At 25.1% G+C, this 22,615-nt stretch carries 19 protein-coding genes and 4 pseudogenes; 18 read left to right on the forward strand and 5 right to left on the reverse strand.

Annotated elements, in window-relative coordinates:
- Nucleotides 1–128 precede the first annotated feature (128 nt).
- From ACUN06_RS03815 to mutT, 6 genes and pseudogenes are all read left to right on the forward strand, one after another.
- Nucleotides 129–1,085 (forward strand): annotated as a pseudogene (locus tag ACUN06_RS03815) (ADP-ribosylglycohydrolase family protein).
- Nucleotides 1,086–1,181: 96 nt separating this feature from the next.
- Nucleotides 1,182–1,733: a biotin transporter BioY gene (locus ACUN06_RS03820; protein ID WP_449390117.1), complete on the forward strand. Its 552-nt coding sequence runs from the start codon at nt 1,182–1,184 to the stop codon at nt 1,731–1,733.
- Nucleotides 1,720–2,106, forward strand: coding sequence for a DUF1284 domain-containing protein (locus ACUN06_RS03825; RefSeq protein ID WP_291734761.1), 387 nt, complete (start codon nt 1,720–1,722; stop codon nt 2,104–2,106). Before ACUN06_RS03820 ends, ACUN06_RS03825 begins: the two co-directional genes overlap by 14 nt.
- A 67-nt stretch (nt 2,107–2,173) precedes the next feature.
- Nucleotides 2,174–2,356, forward strand: coding sequence for a hypothetical protein (locus ACUN06_RS03830; protein WP_294160868.1), 183 nt, complete (start codon nt 2,174–2,176; stop codon nt 2,354–2,356).
- A gap of 206 nt (nt 2,357–2,562) precedes the next feature.
- Nucleotides 2,563–3,117, forward strand: a pseudogene (locus ACUN06_RS03835) (Uma2 family endonuclease).
- A 43-nt stretch (nt 3,118–3,160) separates the two neighbouring features.
- A complete protein-coding gene (gene mutT, locus ACUN06_RS03840; protein ID WP_291734765.1) occupies nt 3,161–3,550 on the forward strand; it encodes an 8-oxo-dGTP diphosphatase MutT in 390 nt (129 codons plus the stop codon).
- 195 nt (nt 3,551–3,745) lie between these two features.
- Here mutT and ACUN06_RS03845 read toward each other — a convergent pair.
- Nucleotides 3,746–4,669 (reverse strand): annotated as a pseudogene (locus ACUN06_RS03845) (transposase); the annotation flags it as partial.
- Nucleotides 4,670–5,024: 355 nt separating this feature from the next.
- Between ACUN06_RS03845 and ACUN06_RS03850 the strand changes: the two are divergent.
- The 5 genes and pseudogenes from ACUN06_RS03850 to ACUN06_RS03870 all read left to right on the forward strand — a co-directional run.
- Nucleotides 5,025–6,035, forward strand: coding sequence for a phosphate/phosphite/phosphonate ABC transporter substrate-binding protein (locus ACUN06_RS03850; RefSeq protein WP_291732506.1), 1,011 nt, complete (start codon nt 5,025–5,027; stop codon nt 6,033–6,035).
- 134 nt (nt 6,036–6,169) lie between these two features.
- Entirely contained in the window at nt 6,170–6,934 is a 765-nt protein-coding gene (gene phnC / locus ACUN06_RS03855) for a phosphonate ABC transporter ATP-binding protein (RefSeq protein WP_291732508.1), read from the forward strand.
- A 2-nt stretch (nt 6,935–6,936) separates the two neighbouring features.
- Entirely contained in the window at nt 6,937–7,761 is an 825-nt protein-coding gene (phnE, locus tag ACUN06_RS03860; RefSeq protein WP_294369876.1) for a phosphonate ABC transporter, permease protein PhnE, read from the forward strand.
- 1 nt (nt 7,762) lies between these two features.
- A complete protein-coding gene (gene phnE, locus ACUN06_RS03865) occupies nt 7,763–8,560 on the forward strand; it encodes a phosphonate ABC transporter, permease protein PhnE (RefSeq protein ID WP_291732513.1) in 798 nt (265 codons plus the stop codon).
- Between the two features lie 379 nt (nt 8,561–8,939).
- Nucleotides 8,940–9,146, forward strand: a pseudogene (locus tag ACUN06_RS03870) (DUF1413 domain-containing protein); the annotation flags it as partial.
- A gap of 239 nt (nt 9,147–9,385) precedes the next feature.
- Here ACUN06_RS03870 and ACUN06_RS03875 read toward each other — a convergent pair.
- On the reverse strand, nt 9,386–10,900 hold the full coding sequence (locus tag ACUN06_RS03875) for a bifunctional metallophosphatase/5'-nucleotidase (RefSeq protein ID WP_294127288.1): 1,515 nt from the start codon (nt 10,898–10,900) through the stop codon (nt 9,386–9,388).
- 551 nt (nt 10,901–11,451) lie between these two features.
- On the opposite strand from ACUN06_RS03875, the gene ACUN06_RS03880 reads away from it, so the two are divergent.
- The 4 genes from ACUN06_RS03880 (at nt 11,452) to ACUN06_RS03895 (ending at nt 14,698) form a co-directional block, all read left to right on the forward strand.
- The gene (locus ACUN06_RS03880) at nt 11,452–12,777 is read left to right on the forward strand and encodes a sensor domain-containing diguanylate cyclase (protein WP_449390118.1); all 1,326 of its coding nucleotides are present in this window, start codon (nt 11,452–11,454) and stop codon (nt 12,775–12,777) included.
- A 102-nt stretch (nt 12,778–12,879) separates the two neighbouring features.
- Nucleotides 12,880–13,707, forward strand: coding sequence for an alpha/beta hydrolase (locus ACUN06_RS03885; RefSeq protein WP_291732518.1), 828 nt, complete (start codon nt 12,880–12,882; stop codon nt 13,705–13,707).
- 147 nt (nt 13,708–13,854) lie between these two features.
- Nucleotides 13,855–14,163: a thioredoxin gene (gene trxA, locus ACUN06_RS03890; protein ID WP_291732520.1), complete on the forward strand. Its 309-nt coding sequence runs from the start codon at nt 13,855–13,857 to the stop codon at nt 14,161–14,163.
- A gap of 139 nt (nt 14,164–14,302) precedes the next feature.
- Complete coding sequence (locus ACUN06_RS03895) at nt 14,303–14,698, forward strand: hypothetical protein (RefSeq protein WP_291732522.1); 396 nt, start codon at nt 14,303–14,305, stop codon at nt 14,696–14,698.
- A 68-nt stretch (nt 14,699–14,766) separates the two neighbouring features.
- On the opposite strand, the gene ACUN06_RS03900 is transcribed toward ACUN06_RS03895, so the two are convergent.
- Together ACUN06_RS03900 and ACUN06_RS03905 are read right to left on the reverse strand one after the other, a co-directional pair.
- Entirely contained in the window at nt 14,767–15,030 is a 264-nt protein-coding gene (locus tag ACUN06_RS03900) for a hypothetical protein (protein ID WP_291732524.1), read from the reverse strand.
- Between the two features lie 100 nt (nt 15,031–15,130).
- Complete coding sequence (locus ACUN06_RS03905; protein ID WP_449390119.1) at nt 15,131–16,213, reverse strand: serine hydrolase; 1,083 nt, start codon at nt 16,211–16,213, stop codon at nt 15,131–15,133.
- Nucleotides 16,214–16,383: 170 nt separating this feature from the next.
- Here ACUN06_RS03905 and ACUN06_RS03910 point away from each other — a divergent pair, with 170 nt between their 5' ends.
- Both ACUN06_RS03910 and ACUN06_RS03915 read left to right on the forward strand, forming a co-directional pair.
- Entirely contained in the window at nt 16,384–17,052 is a 669-nt protein-coding gene (locus tag ACUN06_RS03910) for a response regulator transcription factor (RefSeq protein ID WP_291732527.1), read from the forward strand.
- Nucleotides 17,042–18,559, forward strand: a complete 1,518-nt coding sequence (locus ACUN06_RS03915; protein ID WP_449390120.1) for a sensor histidine kinase — start codon at nt 17,042–17,044, stop codon at nt 18,557–18,559. The genes ACUN06_RS03910 and ACUN06_RS03915 overlap by 11 nt, the downstream gene beginning before the upstream one ends.
- Nucleotides 18,560–18,635: 76 nt before the next feature.
- Here the strand turns inward: ACUN06_RS03915 and ACUN06_RS03920 are convergent, their stop codons facing one another.
- On the reverse strand, nt 18,636–19,859 hold the full coding sequence (locus tag ACUN06_RS03920) for a DEAD/DEAH box helicase (RefSeq protein WP_294127274.1): 1,224 nt from the start codon (nt 19,857–19,859) through the stop codon (nt 18,636–18,638).
- A 376-nt stretch (nt 19,860–20,235) separates the two neighbouring features.
- On the opposite strand from ACUN06_RS03920, the gene ACUN06_RS03925 reads away from it, so the two are divergent.
- A complete protein-coding gene (locus tag ACUN06_RS03925) occupies nt 20,236–22,383 on the forward strand; it encodes a YhgE/Pip family protein (RefSeq protein ID WP_449390121.1) in 2,148 nt (715 codons plus the stop codon).
- Nucleotides 22,384–22,615: the final 232 nt, after the last annotated feature.

The following is a 22,615-nucleotide window of genomic DNA, read 5'->3' on the forward strand; positions in this document are numbered from 1 at the left end:
TTATACTAGTGAGGAATTAAAAGAATATAAAGAAAAGATAAATGAAAAATAAAGGCTTTGCATTACTGCAGAGCCTTTAATATATTTTTATAATAATATAAAAAATTAATATTATGGAGGGTAATGAGATGAATAAAAAAATAATAGATGCTATAAAAGGGGGGCTTTGGGGATTAATAGTTGGTGATGCATTAGGAGTGCCAGTTGAATTTCAAGATAGAGAAGAGTTAGAAAAAAATCCTGTAATAGATATGAGATCAGATGGTACACATAATCAACCAAAAGGAATATGGTCAGATGATACTTCAATGACATTATGTTTAGTAGATAATTTAATTAAGGGATATGACTTAAATGAAATAGCAAATAATTTTGTAAAATGGTATAGATATGGATTTATGACTCCATATGGAGTAGCTTTTGATGTTGGAAATACTACAAGAAAAGCTATTTATAACATAGAGGATGGAGTAAAGGTAACAGAAGCAGGTGGAGCATCAAAATACGATAATGGAAATGGTTCATTAATGAGAATACTACCATTAGCTTTTTATCTTAAATATGAGAAGGATTCAGATAAAAAGTTTAAAACAATTCATGATGTTTCATCTATAACACATAGACATAATATATCAAAGATAGCTTGTTCAATATATGTAGAGTTTGCAATTAATCTTATTAATGGTTATAGCAAAGAAGAAGCTTATGAAAAAATAAAAAAGGTAATATTAAATTATTATAAAGATGATCAGTATTTAGAAGCTTTAAAAACTTTAGAAAGAGTATTGCAAGGCAATATAGGAAATGAAAAGTTATGTAATATTAATTCATAAGGATATGTAGTTCATACTATTGAAGCAAGTTTATGGTGTTTTTTTAATAATGATAATTATAAAGACACAGTATTACAAGCAGTAAATTTAGGTAGTGATACAGATACTACAGCAGCTGTAGTTGGAGGATTAGCGGGAATATATTATGGTCTTAATGATATTTGTGAAGCATGGATAAATAATATTGTTAAAGGTGAAATGATTAAAAAACTAATTTGTGAATTTTGCAATAGTATTATATTTTTATTATAAAACAAAAAAGTTTGACTTAGAAAAGTTTGTATTATAAAATATTTGTAAACCAAAATATTTAAAATAGTTAACAATTTAAAGTTAAGGAGAATTGTTATGAAAAGAAAAACTTTAGATATTGTATATTGTGGTATATTTGCAACAATAACAGCAATACTTGCACAAATTTCAATACCTTTACCAGGGGGAGTACCATTAACATTACAAACATTTGCTGTTTCTTTAGCAGGAATACTTTTAGGTAGTAAAAAAGGATTTATATCAATATTGGTTTATGTATTAATGGGCGCAATTGGATTACCGGTATTTTCGGGATTTTCAGCAGGAATTGGTGCAATAGTAGGACCAACAGGAGGTTTTATTTTATCTTTTCCAATTATGAGTTTTATTATAGGGTTAATTTCTGAAAGAACAGACAACAAAATTTTGATTTTTTTAGCAATGATATTAGCTTCAATTCCTAACTACCTACTGGGAGCTATTCAATTTTCATTAGTAACAAGCTCAAATATGTATAATGCTTTTTTAGTATGCGTATTACCATTTATTTTAGTAGGTGTAATTAAAGCCGTATTAGCAACTATAATTGGTTCCATGTTAAGAAATCATAAATCAATAAGAGGAATCATTAGTTATGATAAAGCTTAGACCACATCATTTGTTATGTACTCAAGGATATAGCGGAAAAGGATATAGTAGAGAGTTTGTCGAAAATATGACTGAAATAGTTAAATCAATAAAAAATGAAAAAGTACAAGTACAGTTGATATTTTCAGAAGATGATATATGTAGTAAGTGCCCTAATTTATCTGAAAATAATATATGCAAATCAGATACTGTTAATATTATTGATAATAAAGTAATAAAATATTTTGAGTTAGAAGAAAAAATATATGAATATGAATCTTTAATAAGGTACATAAAGAGTCATATTACTAAGGAAATTATGGACGATATATGTGGAAATTGTGAATGGTATAGTATAAGTAAATGTAAGAAAAGAATGCTTGTAGAAATATAATTAGAGTGGAAGTTTTCTAAAAAATATATTTAGAAGATTTTAAAAGTAAAAACAGGTATAATATAAGTTGAAGATAAAGGAAGGAGAGTATGAAAATACTGAAATAGATTTCTTAGAGGATTTATCAAATGCTTTTGGTATTGATAGAGCAAGTAAATTTAGATATGCAAATTTCTATTATGATATTGATAAAATAAAAGACTTATCTGAAGAAGAATTAGATGAAAAATTAAAGAATATAGTAAGATAAAAAAAGACATGCAGGGTTAATACGAAATATGGATTAACCCCGCATGTTTTTTTACATAATAATAAATAAGGATTATATCTTTAGGTTTTTTATATTTACAATAAGAAAAAAATAAAAAGGCTAAAATTAATAATATGAAATTAGCTTATATGATATAATTATTATAGTTTTTATAATTTGAGAGTTTATCAGAAGGAGTACAAGTAATGGAGCCAATAAGAAATGTATTTATTACATTAGAGCAATTTGAAGAAATTCAAAGTAAGTATGATGGTGTATGTGAATATTTAAATGGAGAAATTTTATTTAGTTCAAGAACATCTAGACAACATAATAGAGTTGTTAGAAAAATATTAACGAAATTAGATATATATTTAGAGGGAAGTAAATGTGAGCCTTTTGCAGAACAAATAGAAGTTATATTTAAAAATGAAAGTGAACAGTATAATTTTTTACCAGATGTTTTTGTGATGTGTGAGGATGCTAAAACTTTAGGAAAAAGTTTCATATAAACTCCTAAGATTATTTTTGAAGTGGTATCTGAAAAGTATTCTGATAATGATTATTTTATAAAAGCTAGAATATATAAAAAATTTGGAGTGTTAGAATATAATATTGTTGAACCAAGCGGATCAATAACACAATATAGATTAATTAATGGACATTATGGAACACCTAAGGTGTTTGAAAATAATGAAGTTTATAATAGTGTTGTATTTGATGATTTAAAAATAAAACTTGAAGATATTTTTGGTCAATAAAACTCATCTTAAAGTTATGAGTAATATGGAAAGGTAAGAACAAATGAAGACAATAGAAGTAGTTGCAGCAATAATAAAAAAGGATGATAAAATATTTATCACTAAAAGAAGCTATGGGGAATTTATTGATATGTGGGAATTTCCAGGAGGAAAAGTAGAAGTAGGGGAAACTCAGGAAGAGGCATTAATAAGAGAAATAAAAGAAGAGTTAGAATTAGATATTACTAATCTAAACTATCTAACTACTGTAGAGTATGATTATCCTAGCTTTCATTTAATAATGCATTGCTTTATTTGTGAAATATGCGGAGGTACATTAAGCTTAAATGCTCATAATGATGCAAAGTGGGTTTCATTAGAACAGTTAGCATCACAAAAATGGATTCCAGCAGATATTGAAGTAGTTGAAAAGCTATTAGCTGTTACTAAGTAATATCATAATGATACAATCGTAATTTAGTGCTAATATAAAAGCACTAAAAAAGAGCCATAGATTTTCGAGGGCACTGAAAAACTTAATGTTTTTCAAGTGCGGTTATCTACAAAGTAAAAAATAGTTAATGAAGCTGAAGCTTTTAGTTTCATTAACTATTTTTATTTAGTTATTTATATAATAACTAGGATATTTCTATCCTAATATCTTCAATATTCTTTTAATATTTACTTTAAATATTGCTAATGCCCCTTGAATTTCCATGCCAATTAGACCAGAAGATGATGCTTTATCATATCCATGTCTATGTTTTAACTCACTATTTTTTGCTTCTATTTTATAACGCTCTTTAGACTTTTCTTTAAAATATTCGCTTTCTTGAAAAGCTATCTGCGATTTATGTATATCACTTTTTATAGTAACTGAATAAGTTTTACTTTTATCTCCGTCTTTATAACAACCTTCTTTTTGTGGATAAATTTTACATTTTTTTATATCAAAATAATAAGTATCTGTTTGGTTTGTAGATACATTCTTTTTGCCCTGTCGTGATTTACGAATCGCCATATGTCCCTCTTTACATACATACATTCCAGCAGCTTTATTGAATTGGAACTCATCTTCTTTTTTTCTAAATCCTTGCGTTACAGAAGGATTTAACTTTGATACAAGTTTTATATTATTTCTATTTGCAAACTCAATATTACCCTTTTCTGAATAAGCAGAATCACCAATTATTGTTTTAACTTTTATTCCGGCCTTCTGACTTTTAGTGATTAATGTTTCTAATTCTTTACCATCGTTTTTTTCTCCAGTAGTAATAGTTGCAGCAGTTATTATTCTTTCTTCTGTCATTGCAATATGTGTTTTATAACCAAAGAAAGATGTGTCAACAGACTTATGACCAATTCTTGCATCCGCATCAGCGCAAGCTTGAATATGGTGAATATCATCTTCTAATGTTTCATTTAACATATTTAATTTTTCCCTAACCTTTGGATAAGCTGCAATAACATCATTCTTTTCTATAGCTTTAACTAAGTCCTGACAATATTTAATTTCAGTATCTAAATTATCAATTGTATTTTTAGCTGGTAAAGTATTTTTAATATTCTCATCTTATAAGTTAAGTATAACATAAAAGACCTAAAAAATTGTCTTAAAAAAATTTTTTAGGTCTTTTATTCCGAAAGACACTTTTTCAGTGCCCTCAGATTTTTTATTGCTCTTTTTTATATATAATTTATAAAGTTTTAATTTTCCTATAATTTATAATAGTTGTACAAAAATTAAAATTTATGGTAAAAAATAAAAAGTTTCAAGCGGATGTATGGGAAAAATATAATATATACAATTAAATAAAAAGTATACACAAATATGAAAAAAATCAAAAAAAATATATAAAAATGTTGAATATTATGTTATAATACATAAGTGAAAAATAGGATAAAAAATTTAAGGATGGAGAGGACAAATGAAAAAATTTTTAGCATTACTTTCAGTTTTAGTACTAAGTATGTCAATGTTAGTTGGATGCGGTTCAAAATCAGCATCTAATGATGAATTAGTTGTATACTTTGTACCATCAAGAGACCCAGCAGAGATCTTAGAAGCAACTAAGCCATTATCAGAAATGTTAAAGGCGGAATTATCAAAATTAGGATATGATTTTGAAAAAGTAAAAATTGAGGTTGGTACAAGTTTTGAAGCAGTTGGTGAAGCATTATCTTCAGGAACAGCTCAAGTTGGATTTATTCCAGGAGGAACTTACGTATTATATGATGATGGTGTAGATGTTGCATTAACAGCAACTAGATTTGGATTAAATCATGATTCAGAAAATCCTGCTGATTGGAATACTTCTCCAACAGAAAATACAGATAAGAAAGTTAAATACTACAGATCATTAATAATTGCTGGTCCAAGTGAAAAAGGGCAAGAGTTAGCTGCAAAAATTAATAATGGTGAAAAGTTAACTTTAGAAGATATTCAAAATGCTACATGGGGAATTTCATCAAACACAACTTCACCAGCAGGATATATTTATCCAAGCCTTTGGTTAAAAGAAAACTTCGGAATATCAATAACAGACCTTAAGAACAAAGTTGCTTTAGATAACTATGCAACATCATTATCTCAATTAGCAAGTGGTCAAATCGATGTAATGGTAACTTATGCTGATGCTCGTTTAGACTATGCTGAACAATGGAATTCTAATTTTGGAAGAACAGCTTCTATATGGGATGAAACAAATGTTATTGGTGTAACAGACGGTGTTTATAATGATACAATATCTGTTACTAAAGATTCATCAATGACTCCTGAATTAAAGAAAGCTATACAACAAGCTTTCATTAACATAGGAAATACAGAAGAAGGACTAAAAATTATTTCAATATATAGTCATAAGGGATATGAAATTGGAAACAATTCTGATTATGATGCAGAAAGAAAAGCACAAGAATTAATTAAGTCTATGCAATAATTTTAAAATAAAATATTTTTTATTTTATTAGTTATAAAGATGAGTTCATGTTAGGCATGGACTCCTTTTGCATATAAAGGTCAAATATACAAAATATTCATAAAAAAGATAAAGTTAGAATGTGAGGGAAACTTGTGATTAAGTTTGATAATGTAAATAAGGTTTATTCAAATGGATTACATGCACTAAAAAATGTATCACTTGAAATAAAGCAAGGTGAGTTTGTAGCAATAATAGGTTTATCAGGAGCTGGTAAATCTACATTATTAAGAACTATTAATAGGATGCATGATATTAGTGAAGGATCATTAACTGTAAATGGACAAGAAGTAAATGATTTATCAGGAAAAGATTTAAGAAAGTTTAGGCGTAAGGTAGGAATGGTATTCCAATCTTTTAATCTAGTAACTAGAACTACAGTAATAAATAATGTATTAACTTCAAGAGTACCAGATATGCCATTATGGAAATCTATAATAGGATTATATTCTAAAGAAGATAAAGTTATAGCATTAGAAGCATTAGATAAGGTAGGAATATTGGATAAAGCTTATGTTAGAGCGGATCAACTTTCTGGAGGCCAACAACAAAGAGTTGCTTTAGCTAGAACATTAGCACAAAAACCAGAAATAATTCTTGCAGATGAACCTGTTGCAGCACTTGATCCAATAACAGCAAAGCAAGTTATGGATGATTTCAAAAAGATTAATAAAGAATTAAATATGTCAGTATTAATTAATATTCATCATGTAGATTTAGCATTAAAATATGCTGATAGAGTTATTGGAATAAAGGCAGGAGAAATAGTATATGATGGACCAGCTACAAAAGTAGATAGTGAAGTATTAAAGCAAATATATGGCCGTGAATTAGCTGCTGATGAAGTAATGGGGGCTTAATTATGTTAGGAACAATAAAAAATATATTTAAGCCTGAAAAGATAGTTTTAAATAATGGTAAAGAAATTCAACCTAAAACTTCAGTTACACCTTTTGTAATAATTGGATTGATATTAGCTTTAATAGTTGCAGGAAATATAACAGGATTTAATTTTGAAACAATAATGAAGAGGGGAAATCAGTTCTTTGTAATATTAAAGGATATGTTTCCACCTGATTTAAACTATATGAAAACAGTTGTTGCACCACTTATAGAAACTGTAAAAATATCTGTTTTAGGTTCTTTAATTGGAAGCTTTATAGCAATTCCTTTTGCTATGTTATGCTCTGTTAATATTAATAAATCTAAGGTTGTTTTAAATTTAGTTAGAGTTATAATGAGTATTACAAGAACATTACCAACATTAATTATTGCCTTAATATCAACTTATATTTTTGGATTAGGTACTTTTGCAGGAACTGTGGCAATATCAATATTTACTTTTGGTATAGTAGCTAAAATGTTATATGAAAAAATTGAAACTGTTGATATGGGGTCTTTTGAAGCTATGGAAGCTGTTGGAGCTACAAGAGTAAAGGCCTTTGTTGGAGCAATAATGCCACAAATAATGCCTTCATATTTATCAATTTGTCTTTATAGCTTAGAGATAAATGTAAGAGCAGCAGCAATACTTGGATATGTAGGAGCTGGTGGTATAGGTCTTATATTAAATGAAAAGATTGGTTGGAGAGAGTATGATAGAGTTGGTATGATTCTTGTTATGCTATTCATCACAGTCTTAATTATAGAAAATGGAAGTAAATATATAAGAGAAAGGTTAGGGTAGTATGGAAATATCAATAAAAAAACAATTAGAAAAACAACCAAATACATGGATAAGTAAATCCCTAACTGTATTATTTATATTACTTTTAATAGTATGGGCTTCAAAGGGAATTAATTTTAGTGGAATTAAATCAAATGGAGTTGATATTGCAAAGAATGTATTATCAGGAATTATACATCCTGATGTAAAAATGCTATTAACTGAAGTTCCGGCATTATTATTAGAAACTATTTGTATAGCTTTAATAGGTACTTTAATTGGAGCAGTATTAGCAGTTCCGTTAGCATTTTTATCTTCTACTAACATAATGCCTAAGTGGATAAGTGTTATAGGATTATTTATTATAGCAGCACTTAGAACATTCCCAGCATTCGTTTATGGATTAATGTTTATTCGTGTAACTGGACCTGGCGCTTTTGCAGGGGTTCTTACAGTATCAGTAATATCTATAGGTATGATATCTAAATTATTTATTGAATCAATAGAAGATTTAGATACTAAAATATTAGAATCTCTAGATGCTGCAGGATGTAGTACTTTTGAAAAAATAAGATATGGAATATTACCACAGTTATTTACAGATTTCGTTTCTACAGTTATATATAGATTTGAAATAAATATAAAGGATGCTTCTATATTAGGACTAGTTGGTGCAGGGGGAATAGGTGCTCCATTAATATTTGCAATGAATGCATTTAATTGGGATGAAGTTGGTGCTATTCTTTGTGGATTAATAATTTTAGTATTATTTGTAGAAATAATTTCAACTAAAATAAGAACTAAACTTGCTAGAGGTTAGGATAAATAAAATATATAGTATGAAAATCATTTTTAATACTAATATATAAGAAAAGGGGGATTAGAACTTAAATCCTCCTTTTTTTAAATTATGTTTTTAGGAGTATAAATGTAAAAATGCTATCAAATAAAGTTATTAGAGTGCTTATGTAGAATTATATGATATCTAAAAAGCAGTTATAAATATGAATTCATATAAGTTAGGGATAAAATATAATATTTAATAAAATAATCAGACTATTATCAAATTTGTATTAATAATTCTTTTATTTGATTTATATATTTATATTTATATTTAATATAATATGATTATAAACAACATTGTTAATAATCATGTATAAAAGGTGGCTTAATATGAAACTTTTAATGAAAAAGCACTAAATGAATTAACTAATTTACAAAGTGGTGAATTCTTACTTAAAGATCTTTTTAAAGGATATGAGTGGAATAGACTAGATAGAAATATTCGTTTAAAATTAGGTTTAAATAACTTTAAACCAAGTGTTCCAGCTAATGTATATAGTAGAATTATCTATACAAACACACGTCCAAAGTTAAATTTATTAAAAAACTATATCAAATCATAATTGTAGTACATATTTATATGATATATAGTAAAATATATATATCGAATAGCGGTGAATGTCTGCGGACTACACCTAAGGGAATCGGATGCGTCCGATTCTCTTTTTATTTATAAAAAGACTTAGCTTAACCAAAGTCATAATAAAAACCCCAACCAAACTTTTTTATATTGGTTGGAGTTTAAAGTTTTATATTAAAATATTAACTTTTTAAAATACTAAGAGTTAATACAGTATTTTGGTTAAGATATAGTTTTGTAGTATCTAGCTGTATCTACAACAACTTTAGGATTGTTTTTAAAATAATTAATAATTATTTCAGGCATTTCAATTAATATTTCCTTAACAACCTTACAATTTTCATAGCATTCATAACCACCAGCACCACTAGCTCTATAGTTATTCATAACTATAGTTAAGTTTTTATCTTCAGATAATTCTTCACCATTAAATTTAATAGAAGTAACTCTATTTCCAACTTCTTTAGTTAAGTCAAAAGTATAGTTTATATTTGAGAAGTAATCATAATTATAATGTTCAACTTTAGGTTTTAAGAATCTTTCAGATACTGTTACATTTCCATTATTATTTTCAAAGTAGCTAGCAGCTCTTTCTAATGCTAATTTTAATATATTTTTATTAACTTCAAGAACAGCTAATGTATTTGGATATGGATAAGTAGATAAAATATCTCTTACAGTAACATTTTTACTAAATCCTTTTATTACATTTGCAAAGGTAGTACAAGATATATCTGCATTGCTACTTTCAAGTTGAATTTGATTTATAAAGTTAGCTAAATTTGAACCATTTAAAGCCATATCTAAATGAGTTGTAGGCTGAAGTTTAGTATCTAAAACACCAACAGGAGTATCTAACCATTCTTGAATCTTATCTTCTAATGGTAAGAATTTATCATACATTTCTTTATTAGGATTTAATTCTAAATCCTTTAATGATGAATTTATTTCAACTTTGCAATCATCATTTATAGTAAGATTTAATTCTAAAAATTTACTTCCATTATGTGGAGTTTGAACTATGTGAGTTCCGTGAAGATTTTTATTAGCTATCGGAAGGTGTTGATGACCTGTAAGAAGTATATCAAAATCAAATTCCTTACATATTTTATAAGCAATATTTTCTTTTGTAGTGCTTAATTGTTTGTGAGATTCTAAATCATATTCAAATCCACCATGGTAAACACCTACAAGGATATCACATTGTTCTTTTACAGTTTCATAATATTTTTTTACTGAGTCAAAAGTATCAGTGATATCTATATCTTTTATATTTTCAGGACGCTCCCATCTATTTATAAAGTCAGTAGTAAATCCAATTATACCTACTTTTAATCCATTTTCCATTGTTTTTATCTTGTAAGGAAAAATAGGTAATTCATTAGTTTTATCTACAACATTAGCACAAAGACAAGTAGCATTTAAATTATTTAAGTACTTCTTTAAATATTCCTTTCCATAGTTAAAGTCATGATTACCAAGAGTTATAAAATCATATCCTCCAGCATTCATAATAGTTGCTAATGGATGCACATCAAATTCTGAATTGCTTAAATAATTTGTAAAAGGTGAACCTTGAATAGTGTCTCCACCATCGATTATTAATGTATTTCCATCTTTATTGAAATGATTAATTATATTAAGCAAACCAATATTTTTTTCATTTCTTTCTACATAATCAGTTGGATAAACATATCCATGAAGGTCTGATGTAAAATAAATTTTCAAATTTTTCATTAATAGTACCTCGTCGTTAGTTTAATTTATATAAATAATATCAATTATATCATATTTGATTTAAAATAAGGTAAATTTAATTTTATTTTATTTGTATTATAAATATTTATACTTTGAATAGAATTAAAAATATAAATAAAAATTTATGAGGAATAGATTGATTTATATGTTATTGTAATATTTATTAGAAATATCATATCCATCATTAGTATTATTTGAGGTTGTAAAGGAAGAAGTAATTTTTAAATCAACATTACCTATAGAAATGTTAACTAGTGATGAAGGAAAATTAGATGAAAATGAAATAGAAATATAAGTAATATTAGTAAATAATCATTAATGACAATATAATTGATTAAGGAAATGTCGTACTAAAACTTTTATACACAATATATTGTTTGTATTTAGTCTTAATGCGACATCCTTTTAATTATTATGTAAATAAATTTATTAAATAGATATATATGGTATAATATGATTGATATATTGATATTAAGAAAGTAGCAATAAATAAGTAGTAGTTCACTAGATAATAATGAGGTATTAAATATATGATTACAAAATATAGTGATTTAAAAAATAAGTTTAAAAGGTTAAAAAGTAATCAATCATATATTATTTCTAAGGGTATGGAAAATGAAGATATAAAACATAAATATTTGGAATCTATTCAATTAATAATTAAGGGAATAAAATTAGCAGAAGAGCTTAATGATTTAGAATTATTAATAATACTTAAAAAAAAGTTAGCAAGTATATATATATCTATTGAAAGGTATAAGGAAGCAATAGAAGTATTAGAACAAATTAAACAATTAAAAGTAAATTTAAATATTTTAGATGCTAATAAAAACTATAAGGTGTTATATGAGCAAAATAAGCTTATATATGAGATAGGACAAAAAATAATGTTAAACCTTAATGAAGATAATATTTTTAATGTTATTTCTAAAGAAATAATGAGAGTTATAAGGTGTGATTCTATAGAAATATTAACTTATAATGAAAAAAGAGAAGCATTTCAATATCAGGGTGCAATTAAAGAGGGTAAAATAATTGATTTGGATAATGTAAATCTATATGAAAATAAATTTGTTATTTATAGTATTAAGCATAAGAAAGATTTAATTATTAATGATATAAAGAAAGATGGATATAAATATATTAAAAATTATGATAAATATTTAGGGGAAATTAATTTAAAGAAAAATAAAGCTAATTCATTAATGGTTGTACCAATGATAATAAAGGATAAGGTTAAAGGTGCGTTATCGCTTCAATGTTATGAAAAAAATTCATATGATTTAAAAGATTTAACAACATTAAAAATGTTATCAACATATATTGCAATTGCTTTAGAAAATTATTTTTTATATAAAAAATTAAAATATAACTCAAATTATGATTCATTAACAGGGATTTTTAATAGAGGTAAGGTAATAGAAAATATAAATTTATTAAAACAAAATTTAGATTTTAATAAAGAAAAATATTATATTGCTATGATTGATATAGATAATTTTAAAAAAGTAAATGATATTTATGGTCATATTGCAGGTGATAAAGTATTAAAGGAAGTATCTAATGTCATAAGAAAATCAATTAGTAATGAAGATATACTTGGAAGATATGGCGGTGAAGAGTTTATTGCAATAATTAAAGATGAAATTAATAATTATAAAGATATAATTGAAAGAATAAGGCGCAATATTGAAGAGTTAAATATTAATGTAAATAATAAATTGATTAAAGTTACTAGTAGTATTGGAGTTAAAAATTTTAATCTTAACAAGATGACATTAGAGGAAAATATATCATTAGCAGATAAATCATTATATGAGGCTAAAAATTCGGGGAAAAATAGGGTAGTTTATTAAATTCTAATAAATCAAGGTAATTTTGAACTAATATTTTATATTGTATATATAAAGTAATTAAAATAAAATATATATTAAAAGGTGTATTTAAGGAGTAGAGAAATGATATATGAGAAATTAAAAATAAGAGATATTAGTAAAAGGTTAAAAAATAGTGATGCAGTTATAAGTGCATATATACCTGCAAATAGTAAAGAAATAAATTTAAATAAAAAAAGAGAAACAATTATAATTTGTCCAGGTGGTGGATATGAATTTACATCTGATAGGGAAGCAGAGCCAATAGCATTAAAATTTGTGGCACAAGGATTTAATGCTATAGTGATAAGATATAGTATAGCACCAGTAAGGTATCCAGCATCATTATTGGAGTTAGCTGAAACAGTTAGATATGTGCGTGAAAAAGAAGAGGAGTGGAATGTTGATACTAAAAGGGTTATAGTTTGTGGTTTTTCTGCTGGTGGTCACTTGGCAGGAAGTTTAGGTGTATTATGGGATAATGAAATAATTAAAGAATCACTAGAATTAAAAAATAATGAAATTAAGCCAAATGCAATGATATTATGTTATCCTGTTATATCAAGTAGAGAATTTGCACATAGAGGATCATTTGATAATTTATTAGGGGAAAAGGAAGGTGAAATAAGAAGGGAAGAGCTTTCTTTAGAAAAGTTAGTATCTAATAAAACGCCAAAGACATTCTTATGGCATACTTTTGATGATGGAACAGTTCCAGTTCAAAATTCATTGTTATTTTCAAATGCTTTAGCTGCAAATAAGATTGAGTTTGAATTGCACATTTATCCAAATGGTGTACATGGGTTAGGATTATGTGAAGAAGTTACAGCAAGGAAAGATGCAAGTGAACATATAAATACTCATGTAGCTAGTTGGTTTAAATTAGCATGTGAATGGATTAAAACTATATAAGTGATAAAAAATTAAAGCAGTACTTTTTAGTATTGCTTTAATTTTTAATAGTATTAGTTCATAAAAATAACTTAATTAACATTAATTGGTTAAATGAATATAATTAATTAAGGATAAATAGTAAATCCAGAATAGAGGTGAATAAAAATGAAAGTTATAGATGAATCAAATTTTATAAATGAAGTGAAAGATGGTTTAGTTTTAGTGGATTTTTATGCAGAATGGTGTGGACCATGTAAAATGCTTTCTCCATTATTAGAAGAAATTAATAATGAAGAGGGAAATATTAAAATTGTAAAAATTAATGTAGATAATTCTAAATTCTTAACAAGTTATTTTAATATTAAATCTATTCCAACATTAGTTTTATTAAAGGATGGACAATTTATACATCGTTTAACTGGATTTAAGCCAAAGAATATAATAAAAGATTTGATATCTAAAGGTAAAATATAAAATAAAGTAAAAATATCATCTGATTTAAAGGTCAGATGATATTTTTTGAAAATAAATCAAACAAAATTTAAGTAACATAAATAATATTAGTTGCATTTATTATTTAGTAGGGGATTGGGGAAAGGAGGGGATTAATAAAATGGAGATAACTGATTTTCTAACTACTGACTTTTTAGCTTCATTTACAGGAACATTAATAGCAGTAGAATTAATAGTATTTATAACTAAGGATTTTCCACTTATTAAAAAGATACCAACTAAAATATACACATTAATATTAGCAATAGCTCATTTATCAATAGAAAGAGTTGCAACAGGATGTGTGTGGAATAATGTTGAATGTTATTATAGATTATTCATTAATGCATTAGTAGTAGTTTTAATATTGTGTGGTGGATATGATACAGTAATGTTAAAGTTTAAAGGACTTAAGAATATTAATGAGAAAAAAGAAAGTAAATTTATTAATGAAGGAATAATAAGCAAAAGTATTTATAAAGAAGAAAATAATAGTGAAGATATAAAAGATAAGTAAATTATAAAATAATAAAAATAAATAAGGACATGCCTTTTAGAGTTATTCAACACTAAAAGGACTATACCCTATTTATTTTTATGAGGTTGTTTTTTTACCACTTTTTTATTAGTGTTTAAGTTTTTGTTTTTGCCTAAGATAGCTCCTATTCCTAATCCAACAAATAAAAGAATTAATGGAGATAGTGCAATCCAAAACATATTGTCTGTTAAAATAAATCCAATAAAGCCTAAGATAACTCCTAAAATTAAGCCAATTATAGTACCGTAGTATATATATTTTTCGGCTTTTTGTTCTGCTACAGAAAGTTTCTTTTTCTTTTTGTTACTCATTGTATATCACCTCAATTAAAGTTAATTTATAGTTTATATAGAAAAATTATACAATAAATAATTCCTTATTAATAGATGATTTTCGAATTAGTTTGTAAATTTAATTATAATTATTATAAATAGCTTTTGAAATTTGAGCTATTTTTTCATCTGGATAGGCTAGTCCATTTGTATAAATAACTAAAATATAAGGACTATCACTAAAAATTATTCCTACATCATGGATGTAAGATTCATTACTACCTATTTTATGAGCAACTATTTCTTGTGGAATATATTTATCAAGTCTATCATGAAATTCAGTTTTAGTTAAAACTTCTATTAGATGATTAAATTCAGGTAAATTTTTATTATCATAAATATACATTAAAATTCTATATTCAATATCAGCAGTTATAGTACTTTTAGAATATGGATAATTTATATTTAATAATGAATAGAGTTCTTTTTTTACTTCATCACGTCCACATAAATATCTTGTAAGCATATTTGATGCTATATTATCAGAATATATAATTGATAAATCAAGTAATTCTTGAATTGTATATGTTCCAATTGAAGACTTAGAACAAAGTAAACCAGTACCATCTTCATAATCACAATTTTCGAAAGTTATAGTATCATTAAGATTTAATTTACCATTTAAAGATAAATTATATATTAAGGCATTTAATCCAAGTTTATAAGTGCTTGCAGGTTTAAATTCTTTATTTTCATTAATACTAACTTTTTCTTTTGTTGATATATTATAATAAACTAAGCTGAAATTTTCTAAATCACTTCCTAAAAAAATATGAATTCGATCTTCTAAAGAATAGTTCGTATTGTTAAGAAGTGAAATTTTTTCATTATAACTTAGCATGGAATATGAAGATATTTCTTCATCACTTAGTTTAATAAAGTCATTTTTAGCTTTAATAGCTTTGTTATGAGAATTTATAAAGTTTAAGTGTGATTTATATTTATTAAGAGTATCATTAAGACGAGAAGATGAACTCTTAAATTTTAATTTATTATCTTTATTTAATTTAAAATGTGAAGAAATTGGAAAATATATATTGTTTAAATAATAAATAGAATCTTCAAAGCCAGTATTAAAAGGAATAATCTTAAGTAAAAATAAGAAAAGGAATAAAAGTGTAAATTTAAAAAATAAATTAGTATTTTTTCTGTTGAAAAACATAATTTTATATCTCCTATATTGATATGTTATAGTTATATTAAATTTTAAATATTAAAATAACTTATATAATAAATTTAATAATACTTTTACATTTGAAATTTAAATGAATTTAAGAAGAATTTAAAAATGTTATGCTAAAATTAAATATATAAAAAAGTTATGGAGGAAATATGAGTTATAAAATATTAGTTGTAGAAGATGATAATCAAATACAGGAATTAATAGTAGAATTTTTGTCCTCTCAGGGATATAAAGTTGATATGGCTAATGATGGAGTTGAAGGATATGAAAAATTTAAAAAGGATAAATATGATTTAGTAATTTTAGATGTAATGATGCCAAAATTAAATGGATATTCATTATGTAAGATGATAAAAAATTTAAATAAACAAGTATCAATTATATTTTTAACTGCATTAGATGATGAAGAAAGTGAAATAAAAGGGTTCGATTTAGATGCAGATGATTATATTAGCAAACCATTTTCTTTTAATATATTAGTAAAGAGGGTTGAAGCTGTTTTAAAAAGAAAAAATAAAGAAGAAAAAAATGAAGATATATTAGAATTTGAAGGATTAAAGTTAGATTTAGAAAAGTTTAAGTCTTATGTAGATGATGAGGAAATCGAGCTAACATTAAAGGAATTTAATATATTAAAGTTAATGCTTGCTAGTTATCCAAAGGTAGTTTCTAGAGAAAAATTAATAGAAAAGATATGGGGATATGAGTATTTTGGGGATACTAGGGTTATTGATGCTCATATGAAAAATATAAGAAAAAAAATTAAGAAGGATTATATAAAAACCATAAAAGGTGTAGGATATGTTCTTGAAAAATAAGTGGAAAAACTTAAGTATAAAGAAAAAGTTATTTTTATGGAGTAGCTTAACTATAATAATAGCTTTTAGTTTGTTATATATATCTATGTATCTTTTTATGCCAAAGGTTTATGAATTTTATAAGGTTAATAATATTAATGAAGAAATAAAAGAGTTGAAATATGAATTATTAAATAATGAAGAAATAGATATAGATGAAATATTAGATAAATTTTCTTATGAAAATAATTTAGATATTTTACTTGTAAAAAAGGATGGAAATAATTTAATTAATGAAGTTATTTATTCTTCATTTAGAGAAGGTGCAAACTCACCTAATAAGATTCCTTTTTTAGGCAACCATGTTTCTTATGTAGAATTTAATAGATTTCAACAATATAATATAAACATTAACAAAAATGAAGATATTGATACAAATAAGTTTGTATATAATCTTATTAATAAAAATAAGAGTTTAAATATAGATAAAGCTGTTTATATAAAAAAATTAAATGATGTATATAATATGATAGTTCACTTTCCTGTTAAACCACAAGAAGAAGCAACTGATAGTATTGAATTATTTTTACCTTTTGCAATATTATCAATAATAATTATATCATTTGCTATTTCAAGTCTTTATTCAATATTAATAAGTGGACCTTTGATAAAATTAAATAAGGTAGCTAAAAGGATGGCAAATTTGGATTTTAATAATACTATAGAAATTAATGGGAAAGATGAAATAGGGGAGCTTTCTAATAGCTTAAATTTAATGAATAAAAATTTAAAAGAAGCATTTGAACAATTGGAAAAGATTAATTTTAAGCTTACTAAGGAAATTGAAATGGAAAGAAAGCTTGAAAAAGAAAGAAGAGAATTTGTTGCAACTATTTCACATGAATTAAAATCACCAATTACTATAATAAGTGGACAATTAGAAGGAATGATTTATAATATTGGAAAGTATAAGGATAGAGATAAGTATTTAAAAGAATCCTATGATGTAACACAAAAGATGAAAGAATTAGTTCAAGAAATATTACATTTAAGTGAAAGAGAAAATGGAGAATTTAAATATAATTTTACATATGTAAGATTAAGTAATGTGATGAACAGTGTAATTAATGAGTTAAGATATTTTATTGATGAAAAAAATTTAAAATTACAAATAAATATTGATGAAAATGTTATAGTATTTTCTGATAGTAAGCTTATAAAAAAGGTAATTACTAATATTGTAAAGAATGCAATAACTTATTCTCCAGAAAATGAATTTATTAAAATTAATTTATCAAGGGAAGAGTTAGTGATTGAAAATACTGGGATATCAATACCTGAGGAACAATTAAAATATATATTTAATGCATTTTATAGAGTTGATAAATCTAGAAATAGAAAAACTGGTGGAACGGGTTTAGGGCTTTATATAGTAAAAACAATTTTAGATAAACATGAAAATATTGATTGCAATATAGAAAGTACCAAAAATTCAGTTATATTTAAAATGAAGTTTAAATATAACTAAATTAATTAAAAACCGAGCTATGTCAAATTTATTAAATAAAGTTATGATATAGTTCGGTTTTGTTTAAAAAATAATTTTACTTATTTTTATTAACAGCTTTATTGTTTGATTTCTTATTTACTTTACTATTTGATTTAGTTGTTTTTTTAGAATTTTCATTTGCAGAAATTAAATTACCACCATATAATTTCATTTCTTTAAATTTTATTTTAAATGCTTTCTGATAAGCTTTAATAGCTTCAAGATCACGTTTTGTACCAATACATATTGAAGAACCACTTAATGTTCCACGAGCAGTTCTTCCAGCTCTATGTAGGTATTCATCAGGATTTCCAGGAAAGTCCATATTAATTATGTGTGTAACTTCTGGAATATCAAGTCCACGAGCAGAAACATCAGATGAAACCAATATATTAAATTTACCAGATCTAAAAGCTTCAATTGAACGTTGTCTTTGTTCTTTAGACGCATTTCCAAAGATAGCTGTAGATTTAACTTTATGATAATCTAACTTTTCGTTTATGTTTTGAAGTTCAGTACTATTATTTACAAAAACAATAGCTCTTTCTGGAGATTCGGCAGCTAAAAATTTTCTAAGTGTTTCAAATCTATCTCTAAATTCACAAGTTATGTACATATGAGAAATATTAGGGTTAATAACGTAATTAGTTTCAGATTTAATTATTTCAACATCTTTTACTAAAGATTTAGCAATTTCTAAAGAAGTAGGATTTATACTTGCTGAAAAGAACATAAGTTGTCTATCTTTCATTGTAGATTTTATTATATCTTTTATTACTATAGATTTATTTTTAGCTAAAAGGCTATCTGCTTCATCCATAACAATAGTTTTAACAGTATGAGCAGTTATTTTTTTCTTTTTTATTAAGTCTAGAACTCTTCCGGATGAACCAACTATTATATGTGGTTTTCCTTCTTTAAGTTTTTTTATTTGTTTTTCAATATTAGCTTCACCCATTATTGTTAATGAAGTAATATCTATATTAGAGTTATTTGCAAGAAGTTTAATTTGTGCATCTATTTGCATAACTAACTCATGAGTTGGAGCTAATATTATAGCTTGCATTTCTTTTTTTTCTGTATTTATCTTTTGGAATATTGGACATAAATATGCTAATGTTTTACCACTTCCAGTATGAGATTCTGCTATTATATCTATATTTTCTAGAGCTTTAGGAATAGTTAATTCTTGCACTTCTGTAGGTGAAGTAATTCCTTGAAGCTTTAATCCTTCTACTATATTAGAGTTTAAATTAAGTTCATTAAATGATTTATTCATTTTATTCTCCTCAGTTATTAATTAATTATCTATTCTAGTATACACTAAAAATAATTTAAGTATAGAAATTTATTTAATTATTTATAAAAGTAAAATTATTTTTACAAATTGGAACATAATAATAAATGAAGTAGAAGAAAGTAAAAAAGGTGAAAAAGATGAATAAATTGTAACAGGATTGTTTAAATTTTATTAAATAATATTTTTATAAAGTATATAGAGAATATAAAGTATACGTATAATACTAATTATTTAGGCAGCTTAGGATAAAGAAAATATTAATTATATTAGAAAACTAAAACTTGAATTTTAGTACCGATGTGATAATATATAAATTAAGTTGTTAAAGCAATACAATATCGAAGGAGGAAAAATGATGAAAAATGCATTTAGGATTTTCAAAAATGATATTAAAAATATCTTTAAAAATTATGCAGCACTTATAGTTGTTATAGCATTATGTATACTACCATCCCTATATGCCTGGTTTAATATAAAAGCATCATGGGATCCATATGCTGAATCTGGTATTAGTAATATAAAAATTGGGGTTGTAAATAAAGATTTAGGAACAACCTTAAATAATAAGGAAATTAACTTAGGTGATAGGGTTGTAAAAGAATTAAAGGGAAATACTCAGATGGGATGGCAATTTGTAAGTGAAGAAGAATCCATTAAAAATGTAAAAGAAGGTAAATATTATGCTATGATTACAATCCCTGAAAACTTTTCAAAAAGTCTTACATCTGTACTTACCAAAGATGTTCAAAAGGGAGAAATAATATATACAGTAAATGAAAAAATAAATGCAATTGCGCCTAAAATTACTGTTAAGGGAGCAAATGCAATTCAAGAAAAAGTAAGTAAGGCAGTTGTGGAAACTGCAAGTGATGCAATATTGGGTATAGGAAAGGAATTAGGAACTGAATTAGAAAATCAACTTCCTAGATTAAATAATATTTATAATCAACTGTTAGAAGTTAAAAGTCAATTTGGAAATATAAATGATGTTGTGAATTTAGCAGGTGATGGAGCTTATAAATTAAAAACATTAATTTCAGATATACAAAAGAATATTCCATTAATAAATAAAACGTTAGAAAATTCACAAAACTTAGGTTCAAATTTAGAAAGTTTTTTAACTACTTCAAAAAATAATTTAAATAATATTGCACCTGTAATAAAAAATGATATAAAAATAATAAACGAAATTTCAAATGAAGTTTCAAAAAATGTAAATGCATTAATTAGTGCAATTAATTCAGGATCAGAATATGCACCACAAATAGTTGATAGTATTTTGGGAAAATTAAGCTCTCTTAATACAAGTACTGAGTCATTAATAAATATATTAAAAACTATGAATAAATTTAATCCTGGAAAGTTTGATGATATTTTAGAAACATTAGCAAATGTACAAGGAGCAATAAATAAAGCAATTAATGTATTAAATACAGTAAAAGATAGTTTAGCAAATGGAGGAACCCCAGATTTAAGTTTATTAAACAATGTTATAGCATTTACTAACGACGTAAGTAACATTACAAATAATTTATATAATAACTTTGATGAAAATATAACTAATAAAATTAATAGCATTTTTGATGATGCATATAATGTTGCAGGTAATGTAGTAACAGTATTAAAAGAAGCACAAAATAAATTACCTCAAGTTACTGATATAATGAACACTGTTTATGAAGGTGCAGATAAAGGTATTGAGGGTATTGATTTTGTAAAATCAAAACTTCCAGAAGCTGAAAATATGCTTAATGAATTAGTAAGCAAAATAGGAAGTATTAATGATAGTGAAGATATTAATAGGATTATAGATTTTTTAAAGACTGATGTAAGTGTTAGAAGTAATTTCTTAGCAAATCCAGTTAATATTATAGAAAATACATTATTCCCTATGGGTAACTATGGAACAGGAATGACACCTTTTTATACAGTATTATCATTATGGGTTGGATTATTATTACTATCATCTATGCTAAGTGTTGAAGCTAAAGGAGAATATTCTGCATCAGCACAATATTTTGGTAAAATGATGTTATTTATGAGCATAGCAATAATTCAAGCTATAATAGTAGCTTTAGGAGATTTATACTTATTAAAAATATATTGTGTAAATCCAGGATTATTTGTATTAGGAAGCGTATTTACTAGTGTTATATTTACAATAATTTTATATTCATTATGTTCAGTATTTGGAAATGTAGGTAAAGTATTAGGAATTGTTTTACTAGTTATACAAATAGGTGGTTCAGGTGGAACATTCCCAATTCAATTAACACCAAAATTCTTCCAAGCAATAAATCCATTCTTACCTTTCACTTATGCAATTTCATTTGCAAGAGAAGCAATTGGTGGAGTTGTTCAAAGTGTTTTAATTAAGGATATTGTTGTGTTATTAATATATGGAGCTATATTTATATTAATTTCTTTATTCTTAAAGAAGCCAATTAATAAGTTATTACATGGATTTACTGAAAGTATGGAAAAGAGTGGAATTGGTGAATAATTAATATTTATTAAAAACTTCAGATATATTTAAAATATGTCTGAAGTTTTTTGCATTATGATAATAAGAAAATAATAAAAATATTTTAATACTTTTGAGTTAAAATATATAATGAGGAAATATTAATAAATAGTAGTAATAAAACAAGTAGTAGTATGATTAAAATTTACTAAGCCTGAATTGACTTACATAATTAATGTGTATATAATTTTTTTAAAATAGTGAGGTGAAA

The sequence above is a fragment of the Clostridium sp. ETTB3 genome, assembly GCF_053571985.1.